Source organism: uncultured Algibacter sp., from assembly GCF_963976535.1.
In the GTDB taxonomy this organism is placed as follows: Bacteria; Bacteroidota; Bacteroidia; order Flavobacteriales; family Flavobacteriaceae; genus Algibacter_B.
On sequence record NZ_CAXBLF010000018.1, the window covers coordinates 46353 to 56736 of the forward strand.

General features: G+C 33.9%; 7 protein-coding genes. 3 read left to right on the forward strand and 4 right to left on the reverse strand.

Annotation, left to right across the window (positions count from 1 at the left end):
• Positions 1-138: 138 nt before the first annotated feature.
• Positions 139-1932, reverse strand: coding sequence for an excinuclease ABC subunit UvrC (gene uvrC / locus AAC024_RS07195; protein WP_339894609.1), 1794 nt, complete (start codon positions 1930-1932; stop codon positions 139-141).
• A 779-nt stretch (positions 1933-2711) separates the two neighbouring features.
• On the opposite strand from uvrC, the gene rimK reads away from it, so the two are divergent.
• The 3 genes from rimK to AAC024_RS07210 all read left to right on the forward strand — a co-directional run bounded on the left by rimK (position 2712) and on the right by AAC024_RS07210 (position 5383).
• Positions 2712-3587, forward strand: a complete 876-nt coding sequence (gene rimK, locus AAC024_RS07200) for a 30S ribosomal protein S6--L-glutamate ligase (protein WP_339894610.1) — start codon at positions 2712-2714, stop codon at positions 3585-3587.
• Positions 3588-4562 (forward strand): succinylglutamate desuccinylase/aspartoacylase family protein, encoded by a 975-nt coding sequence (locus AAC024_RS07205; RefSeq protein WP_339894611.1) that lies wholly within the window; start codon positions 3588-3590, stop codon positions 4560-4562.
• A gap of 257 nt (positions 4563-4819) precedes the next feature.
• Positions 4820-5383 (forward strand): 5-formyltetrahydrofolate cyclo-ligase, encoded by a 564-nt coding sequence (locus AAC024_RS07210; protein WP_339894612.1) that lies wholly within the window; start codon positions 4820-4822, stop codon positions 5381-5383.
• A 177-nt stretch (positions 5384-5560) separates the two neighbouring features.
• Here the strand turns inward: AAC024_RS07210 and AAC024_RS07215 are convergent, their stop codons facing one another.
• The 3 genes from AAC024_RS07215 to ileS form a co-directional block, all read right to left on the reverse strand.
• Positions 5561-6187 (reverse strand): lipoprotein signal peptidase, encoded by a 627-nt coding sequence (locus AAC024_RS07215; protein ID WP_339894613.1) that lies wholly within the window; start codon positions 6185-6187, stop codon positions 5561-5563.
• Positions 6188-6317: 130 nt separating this feature from the next.
• Positions 6318-6695 carry a TraR/DksA C4-type zinc finger protein gene (locus tag AAC024_RS07220; RefSeq protein WP_339894614.1) on the reverse strand — a complete coding sequence of 126 codons (378 nt, stop codon included), beginning with the start codon at positions 6693-6695 and terminating at the stop codon, positions 6318-6320.
• Between the two features lie 3 nt (positions 6696-6698).
• Positions 6699-10112: an isoleucine--tRNA ligase gene (gene ileS / locus AAC024_RS07225; RefSeq protein ID WP_339894615.1), complete on the reverse strand. Its 3414-nt coding sequence runs from the start codon at positions 10110-10112 to the stop codon at positions 6699-6701.
• Positions 10113-10384 lie beyond the last annotated feature (272 nt).

Genomic DNA, 10384 nt, shown 5'->3' on the forward strand with positions numbered 1-10384 from the left:
TCGTTCTATTCAACCGAGTGAGTTGTCCCCTTGAGGTGACTTTAGGGGTGTTTTTAAAAATTTACAATTCTTTCTGATTTATTATAATACTTCTATTTTATTTGAACCCTACAAGGTTTTTAAAACCTCGCAGGTTGTTTACTTCTCATGATAATAATTATAAACCTTTTCTGCCCTAGAAACTCCTACAACAGCTTCCAACTCATCTAACTTTGCATTAGCAACACGTTTAGCTGATTTAAAATGCCTTAGCAACTCTACAACCGTTTTTTCGCCAACGCCAGAAATGGTTTCTAGCTCTGTGTTTAATGCTGTTTTACTACGTTTATTCCTGTGATGTTCAATTCCAAAACGGTGTGCTTCATTACGTAATTGCTGTGTGATTTTTAGCGTTTCGCTTTTCTTATCTAAATATAAGGGAATTGGATCGTCTGGGTAAAATAATTCTTCCAAACGTTTTGCAATTCCGATGATGGCTATTTTTCCTCGTAAATTCAACGCATCTAAACTTTTTAATGCCGATGATAGTTGGCCTTTTCCTCCGTCAATAATAATAAGTTGCGGTAAGGGTTGATCCTCTTCAATCAAACGTTTGTAGCGTCTGTAAACCACTTCCTCCATGGATGCGAAATCGTCTGGTCCTTCAACGGTTTTTATATTAAAATGACGGTAATCTTTTTTACTTGGTTTTCCGTTTTTAAATACCACACATGCCGCAACAGGATGTGAGCCTTGTATGTTTGAATTATCAAAACACTCAATATGTCGCGGTTCTTCAGAAAGCCTTAAATCCACCTTCATTTGTGCCATAATTCTGTTGGCGTGTCTATCGGGGTCAACAATTTTCATTTGCTTGAAACGCTCCATTCTAAAATATTTGGCGTTTCTAAGCGATAAATCTAAGATGTGCTTTTTATCGCCTAATTTTGGAACAGTTACTTTTACCTCTTCGCCTAAATCAACTTTAAAAGGGACATATATTTCTTTGGAATTGGAGTTGAAACGTTGCCTTATTTCTGTAATGGCAAGTTGTAATAATTGTAAATCGGTTTCGTCCAATTTCTTTTTAATCTCTAAGGTATGTGAACGAATGATAGAACCATACGATAGTTGTAAAAAGTTAACATAACCATAACTTTCGTCGCTCATAATAGAAAACACATCTACATTACTAATCTTAGGATTTACAATGGTAGATTTTGCTTGATAGTTTTCTAAAACCCCTACTTTTTCTTTTATTTTTTGCGCCTCTTCAAACTGCATGTTTACAGCATACTGTTTCATTTGCGTTTTAAACTGAGACAATGAATCTTTAAAATTACCTTTTAAAATTTCTTTTATGGCTTTGATATTTTCATTGTATTCCGCTTCGGTTTCTAGACCTTCGCAGGCGCCTTTACAATTCCCTAAATGGTATTCTAAACAAACTTTATACTTTCCTGCCTCAACCTTTTCTTTAGATAAATTGAAGTTACAATTTCTTAAACTATACAACCCTTTTATTAAATCTAATAACGTGTGAACCGTCTTTCCGCTTGTGTAAGGTCCAAAATAGTCGCTGCCATCTTTAAAAACACGACGTGTGGAAAATACTCTTGGGAAACGCTCTTTTTTTATGCAAATCCACGGATATGACTTGTCGTCTTTAAGCAACACATTATAACGAGGTCTATGCTTTTTAATTAAGTTATTTTCAAGTAAAAGCGCATCGGTTTCGGTTTCAACCACTATGTGTTTTATGTTAGAAATTTTTTTAACCAGCACTCGGGTTTTACCATTTTCGTGAGTTTTGGTGAAATAAGAACTTACCCGTTTTTTTAAATTTTTTGCTTTCCCTACATAAATAATCGTCCCTTCTTTATCGTAATATTGATAAACTCCGGGTTGATTTGGTAAAGTTTTTAATTGTATCTCTAAATCGGGGGTATCCATTGTTGTAAAGGTAATTATTTTAATGTTTTTGAACCTGAATTTTATAAGGTTTTAGTGCATATTATTAATTTATAAACGAATTAACACCTCCCTTAACCCCTCCTTTTTAGTAGGGAAACTGTTGTGTGAAATTTTAAATGATTTTTATTTTTTGAATTGATTAATTATCTACATTGCGCCGCTTTTAAAAAAAGTAGAACGTTATTAAAACAACACTTAACAACGGATTTAAATTGGTGTTGGCGGACTGGATTGGTTAGGGATTTCTATGGTTTAACCAAGAGAATATTCATAGTTTTTTTGATCCATTCTCAATAAAAGAATAATTGAAAATTCACACCTCCCTTAATCCCTCCTTATTAGGAGGGAAACTGTTGCGTATGAGTTTCCCCTCCTTGGAGGGGATTAAGGGGTGGGTTTTAACAAAATTCTTTAATATCTATTTAAAAATGGTATGCGTAGAAAATCAATTATTTGTTTAGCCAATTATATTGTACTCAGGTTAAAAGCACGCTAAATGTCAACGGACATTACTGCCAACTGCGGACTGTATTGCGTTAGGGATTGCAGTGGATAGCCCACAGCGGAGGCACGGAGCGAGGACTTGTAACGGAAAGCCCGACCCTTGTGGTAACGCCCAAATAATATATAAAATAGATACAAAGTGAAATACGAAGTTATATTTTTGGAAAAACATGTAATATTAACTTAACTTTAAACACGAAAGCTAACTGGTGATTTTTTGTCTTTATGAGTAAGTGATATTTATAAAATGTAGTATGAATATAGTAATTCTGTCTAGAAACCCGCAATTGTACTCTACTGAACGATTTGTTGAAGAAGGCGAGAAACGCGGTCATAAAATTGAAGTTATAGATCCTTTAAAATGTGATATTATTATTGAAAAACAAAAACCTACGATATATTACAACGATCGCTATTTAGATTATGTAGATGCTATTATACCAAGAATTGGCGCATCGGTTACTTTTTTTGGATGTGCTGTTGTTCGTCAATTTGAAATGATGAACGTGTTTACAACCGTAACTTCAGATGCCATTATTCGATCGCGCGATAAATTACGAAGCTTTCAAAGGCTTTCTAAAGTAGGAATTGGGATGCCAAAAACGGTGTTTACAAACTATTCTCGCGATGTAGAAAAAGTAATATCGCATGTTGGCGGAACACCTGTAATTATTAAACTTTTAGAAGGCACACAAGGCTTGGGTGTGGTTTTAGCAGAAACTAAAAATGCTGCAGAATCTGTTCTTGAAGCTTTTAATGGCTTGCAAGCCCGTGCATTGGTGCAAGAATATATTGCGGAAGCTAAAGGTGCCGATTTAAGAGCTTTGGTTGTAGATGGACAAGTTGTGGGCGCAATAAAACGCCAAGGAAAAGAAGGCGAATTTCGTTCAAATTTACACCGTGGTGGTTCTGCAAATATTGTAAAACTTAATCATGATGAATTAAAAGTAGCTATGAATGCGGCTAGGGCCTTAAAATTACCAGTTTGTGGTGTGGATATGTTGCAATCTGCAAGAGGGCCTTTATTATTAGAAGTGAATTCAACTCCTGGTTTAGAAGGTATTGAAACGGCAACAGGTCGTAATATTGCTAAAGCTATTATTTCTTTCATTGAAAAAAACAAACAATAGATGACTCAAGTAAATGATGATGGTTTAACCATTCTGGGCGAATCTATAAAACCTGGAGAAAGCAAAGAAATAAGTTTTGATATAGCAAAACTTCATACGGCTGCCACGGTTAATGTACCTATAATTATCGAGCGTTCTAAAAAACTGGGGCCAACGGTTTTATTTACTGCTGGCATACATGGTGATGAAGTTAATGGTGTTGAAATTGTTAGGCAACTTATTGCTAAAGGCATTAATAAACCTAAATGCGGTACTATTATTTGCATGCCTGTTATTAATATTTTTGGATTCATAAATTTAAAACGCGAATTTCCTGACGGACGCGATTTAAACCGTGTGTTTCCTGGAAGCTCTAAAGGTTCTTTAGCCAGCAGGGTAGCTCACAAATTAATGAACGAAATCATCCCTCATGTAGATTATATTATAGATTTTCACACAGGTGGTTCAGGTAGGTTTAACGCGCCACAATTACGCATTGCAAACGAGAACAAGCAATTAAACAACTTAGCAAAAATATTTGGAGCTCCTTTTGTGTTATACTCCAAAAATGTATCAAAATCGTTTAGATTGTCATGCCATAAATTAGGCAAACCGCTATTACTTTTTGAAGGCGGAAAATCTTTTCATATTGATGACATTGTTACAAATTCTGGCATTAATGGTTCTAAACGTATTTTGCACCACTTAGGCATGTTAAATTCAAAATTTACAGTATCATCACCTAAAAAAGACAGTCTTTTTATTAATGAAAGCAAATGGATTCGTGCTAACTACTCTGGTATGTTTAAGGCCTCTTCTTTTATAGGAACAGCAGTAAAAATAGGAGATGCTTTAGGGAACATTACAGATCCTTACGGAAAACTCAACTATGTTGTGAAAGCTCAAAATGAAGGTTATATTATCAATGTAAATGAATCGCCAATTGTGTATCAAGGTGATGCTTTGTTTCATATTACTACGAAACTAAAGCGTTAATATGCGTCCAGACCCTTCAGGTTTTGAAACATATGTGTTCTCAAGAGTTTTTAAACACTTAAATTATTAGTTTTTCACACCCCTAAAGTCCCCTCCAGGGGACGATCGTCCAATTTAACTGAGTGAGTTGTCCCCTGGAGGGGACTTTAGGGGTGTTTTTTAACATTGTACTTTTTTCTTAAATTAAATGCCATTATTAATTACCTTCAGAACAACAATATTTTTGAAACCTGAAGGGTCTAAAGATAGCATCAAAAATGAATAAAAAAGCATTACGAAAAACATATAAAACGTTTCGTAAAGATTTGTCCGAAAATCAAATTGAAGATTTGAGCTTAGCCATTTCAAATGAGCTCTTAAAACTTCCTATTTGGGGGTATTCTTTTTACCATATTTTTTTAGCGATTGAAGAACAAAAAGAAGTGAATACCAATTATATTTTGAATATCCTTTCTGGTAAAGATAAAAATATTCTGATTTCTAAAAGTGATTTTAAAACTGGAAATATGACGCATTTTCTTTTGACTGATAGCACCTTAATAAAGAAAAATGATTACAATATCCCTGAACCTATTGATGGTATAGAGATTTCAACTGATAAAATTGAAGTCGTTTTTATTCCGCTATTAGCTTTTGATAAAACAGGAAATCGGGTTGGTTATGGCAAAGGGTTTTATGACCGTTTTTTAGCAAACTGTAAACCTGAAACTGTAAAAGTTGGACTATCTTTTTTTGATGCTGAAGATGAAATTAACGATACTCATGAAGGTGATGTGAGGTTGGATTATTGTGTGACGACTGAGCGAGTTTATAAGTTTTAGTTAAGTACAGACAAAAATTTAGAATAGAACTATAAACCACACATATATAACATATTACGTATTTTTCGTTACGTAGACCTCACAGGTTTTTAAAACCTGTGAGGTCTTTGTTATCCTGAAAATTGCAAGTAGTTTATTTCTGAAAATAAATTTTTGTCATGTACTTAAAAGTTTTAGTTATATCTCTTTTTTTGAAAACGCCTTCTTATTAAATACAATAAGCATAATAAAGCCAGTACTTATAGCCATATCGGCGATATTAAAAACAGGATCGAAAAAGCTAAATCGTTTTCCAGCATAAAAAGGAAACCATTCGGGTAAGTCTATTTCAAATAATGGAAAGTGTAACATGTCAACAACTTTACCATGAAGTAAACCATCGTAACCTCCTGTTTCAGGCAGAAAATTAGCCACTTGATTATAACTATCTTCAAACAAAACACCATAAAAAACAGAATCAATAATATTCCCTAGAGCCCCTGAAAAGATTAAAGCAATAGCCACTATTAATATTTTAGGACTCTGTTTTTTTGTGGCATCATACAACCAATACCCAATCCCAAAAATAGCTACAATTCTAAATGACGTTAATATTACTTTGGCTGTCCGATCTGATATAAAAGATACAAAATCACTAATTTTTGTGCCCCAAGCCATACCATCATTTTCAACAAATATAATTTTAAACCAGTTGAAAACATCAACACTTTCTTGTAATACAAAGTTGGTTTTTATATATAGTTTACTAATCTGGTCGATTAGTAAAATAATTAGAATTAGTATAATGGATTTTTTTAGTGACATAACGTTTATTTAAGACCTTTCGACTTTAATCTATGCTGAGCGCAGACGAAGTACGCAAGAGGACAAAACATTTAAATAAAAAACGTCTCAATAATTTTGAGACGTTTCAAATATATAATTTAATATAAAACTATTGCATGTTTTTAGCTTCAATACTTAAGGTAGCATGAGGCACTAATTTTAAACGTTCTTTGTTAATTAGCTTTCCGGTAACACGGCAAACACCAAACGTTTTGTTTTGAATTCTAATTAAAGCATTTTTTAAATCGCGGATAAATTTTTCTTGACGAATGGCTAATTGCGAGTTTGATTCTTTACTCATTACTTGACTACCTTCATCAAAAGCCTTAAACGTTGGTGATGTATCATCAGTACCATTATTATGGTCGTTCATGTAAGCACTTTTTATCAATTCTAAATCGTGTTGTGCTTTATCAATTTTTTCTTGAATTAGCACTTTAAATTCTGCCAATTCTTTGTCTGAAAATCTTACGGTATTGTCACCCATAATTTAATGTTTTTGGATAAATAGTTTGGTATTTACTTCATCAAAAGCAATTTCTATACCATCCTCTAATTTATCTATTATTTCAATTTCGTTTGTTAATGTTTCCGATTTAATATAAGTCATATTTGCATTGACGGCGTTTACAACTTGTTCATCTTTTTGAAAGGTAACATCTATTCTATCTGTAACTTCAAAACCTGAATCTTTACGTAAGTTTTGAATTCTATTTATCAGCTCTCTTGCAATACCTTCTTTTCGTAAATCATCTGTAATTGTTACGTCTAAAGCTACTGTTATAGCTCCTTCATTAGCTACCAACCAACCTTCAATATCTTGCGACGTTATTTCAACATCTGTACGCTCTAAAGTAATACTTTTTCCGTTTACTTCGACGTCTAAAATACCATTTTGTTCGATTTTTTTAATATCGCCAGATGTAAAGTTATTAACTAACTGAGCCACAGCCTTCATGTCTTTTCCAAATCGTGGTCCAAGCACTTTAAAATTTGGTTTTATCTGTTTTACCAAGATATCAGAAGCATCTTCTAAAACTTCAATTTCTTTAACATTAACCTCTGATTTTATAAGGTCTGCAACCGCTAATATTTCGTTTTTTTGAGATTCACTATCAATAGGAATCATTATTTTTCGTAAAGGTTGTCTTACTTTTATTTTTTCTTTAGCTCTTAATGACAACACCAAGGATGATATAATTTGAGCACTTTCCATCTTGTTCTCCAGAGACTTATCAACATAAGTTTTTTCAAAAACAGGAAATTTTGCTAAATGCACACTCTCAAAAACTTCTTTTTTAGTCACCGCATTTAAATCCAAATACAATCTATCCATAAAGAAAGGTGCAATTGGCGCACCCAACTTAGCAATAGTTATCAAACAAGTGTATAGCGTTTGGTATGCTGAAATTTTATCTTGTTGGTAATCACCTTTCCAAAAACGTCTTCTACTTAAACGCACAAACCAGTTACTCACATAATCTTGTGTGAAATCTGAAATAGCTCTAGCGGCTTTAGTAGGCTCATAATCCGCATAAAAAACATCTGCTTTTTGAATTAATGTGTGTAATTCTGAAAGTATCCAACGGTCTATCTCTGGTCTTTCACTTAAAGGAATATCAGCTTCACTATAATTGAAATTATCTAGATTAGCATATAATTGAAAAAAGGAATAGGTATTGTAAAGCGTTCCGAAAAACTTGCGCTTCACTTCTTCAATACCATCTAAATCGAACTTTAAATTATCCCAAGGGTTTGCGTTTGATATCATGTACCAACGTGTAGCATCGGCACCATAATTCTCTAAAGTTTTAAAAGGATCAACAGCATTCCCTAAACGTTTAGACATTTTTTGTCCGTTCTTATCCAACACCAATCCATTAGACACTACATTTTTGTATGCAACCGAATCAAAAACCATAGTTGCAATAGCATGAAGCGTATAAAACCAACCACGGGTTTGATCGACACCTTCTGCAATAAAATCTGCTGGGTATGTGGTTCCTTTATCAATTAAATCTTTGTTTTCAAAGGGGTAATGCCATTGCGCATAAGGCATGGAACCAGAATCGAACCAAACATCAATTAAATCGCTTTCGCGGAACATTTTCTGCCCTGTTGGAGATACTAATACAATTTCATCAACAATATTTTTATGCAAATCGATTTTCGCGTAATTGTCTTCGGAATTGTTTCCAACTTCAAAATCCGCAAAAATATCTGCTTTTAAAACCCCCGCTGAAACGGCGCGTTGCATTTCATCTTTCAACTCTTTAACTGAACCAATACAAATTTCTTCTTTACCATCTTCAGTTCTCCAAATTGGTAACGGAATTCCCCAATACCTTGAACGCGATAAATTCCAATCATTAGCATTTGCTAACCAATTACCAAAACGTCCTGTTCCGGTAGATTTTGGTTTCCAGTTAATGGTTTCGTTAAGTTCAAACATTCTGTCCTTAACATCGGTTACTTTAATAAACCAAGAATCTAACGGGTAATATAAAATTGGTTTATCAGTACGCCAACAATTCGGGTAGCTGTGTTTATATTTTTCAACCTTAAAGGCTTTGTTTTCAATTTTAAGTTTAATAGCGATTTCTACATCAACAGATTTTTCTGGTGCCTCACCATCAGCATAATATTCGTTTTTTACATATTTACCGGCAAACTCTGTAACTTCTGGTCTAAAACGACCTTGTAAATCTACTAACGGTACTAAATTATCATTCTCATCTTTTACCAACAATGGCGGAACTTCCGGCGTTGCTTGTTTTGCAACTAAAGCGTCATCAGCTCCAAAAGTTGGTGCTGTATGTACAATTCCAGTTCCGTCTTCAGTAGTTACGAAATCTCCCGAAATAACTCTAAAGGCATTTTCTGGATTGTCATTTGGTAACACATAATCTAGTAGTTGTTCATATTTTATGCCGACTAAATCGCTTCCCTTACATTCAGTTACAATTAAAAATGGAATTTTTTTATCTTCTATTGAAAAACTACTGAGTTTAGAAACATCCTCTGTTTGTTGATATTTTCCGCTAAATTGTTTACCAACCAAATTTTTTGCAAGAATTACATGAACGGGTTCAAAAGTATACTGATTGTAGGTTGCAACAACAGCATAATCGATTTTAGCACCCACTGTTAGTGCCGTGTTACTTGGTAAGGTCCATGGTGTAGTTGTCCAAGCTAGGAAATACACCTCCCTTGATCCCTCCTCAAGGAGGGAATCGAAACTCTTAGGAAGCGTTTCGTTTATAGCTTTAAATTGAGCAACTATAGTGGTGTCCGTAACATCTTGATAAGTCCCGGGTTGATTTAACTCATGTGAGCTTAAACCTGTTCCAGCTTTAGGCGAATATGGCTGAATCGTATAGCCTTTATACATTAAACTTTTATTGTAAATCTGCTTTAAAAGCCACCAAACAGATTCCATGTATTTGGGCTCGTAAGTAATATATGGGTCATCCATATCTACCCAATAACCCATTTTTTGAGTCAGGTCATTCCAAACATCCGTATAGCGCATTACTGCTTTTCTACAGGCAGCGTTATAATCTTCAACAGAGATGGTTTTACCAATATCTTCTTTAGTAATTCCTAATTCTTTTTCTACACCCAATTCAATAGGCAATCCATGGGTATCCCAACCTGCTTTACGCTTAACTTGGTAGCCTTTCATGGTTTTATAGCGGGGAAAAATATCTTTAATAGCACGTGCTAAAACGTGGTGTACTCCGGGAAGTCCGTTTGCAGAAGGTGGACCTTCATAAAACACATACGGTTCGTTACCTTCTCTAGTAGATACACTTTTTTCAAAGATGTTATTTTCTTGCCAATAGTGTAGTATCTCATTAGCTACATTTGGTAAGTCGAGTCCTTTATATTCAGGAAATTTCATCTGATAATCTTTATTTTTTTTTAAATGGACAGATGTAAAATTTGATTTTAATAATTACAAATTATAATCATCTAATTACCAAAGTTTTCGCGCTCATTTACTCTTGATTCTTATAAGTTCGCGAATTTAATGAATTATCCTCAAAACATTAATTTTAAAACATAAAAAGACTACTCAAAAAAGTAGTCTCTTTAAAATCTTTCTATTTAATGAAGTCTTAATTTACAATTATTTTTTTAGTCAGCACCTCATTTGCTTCTGTTCGCATGCCT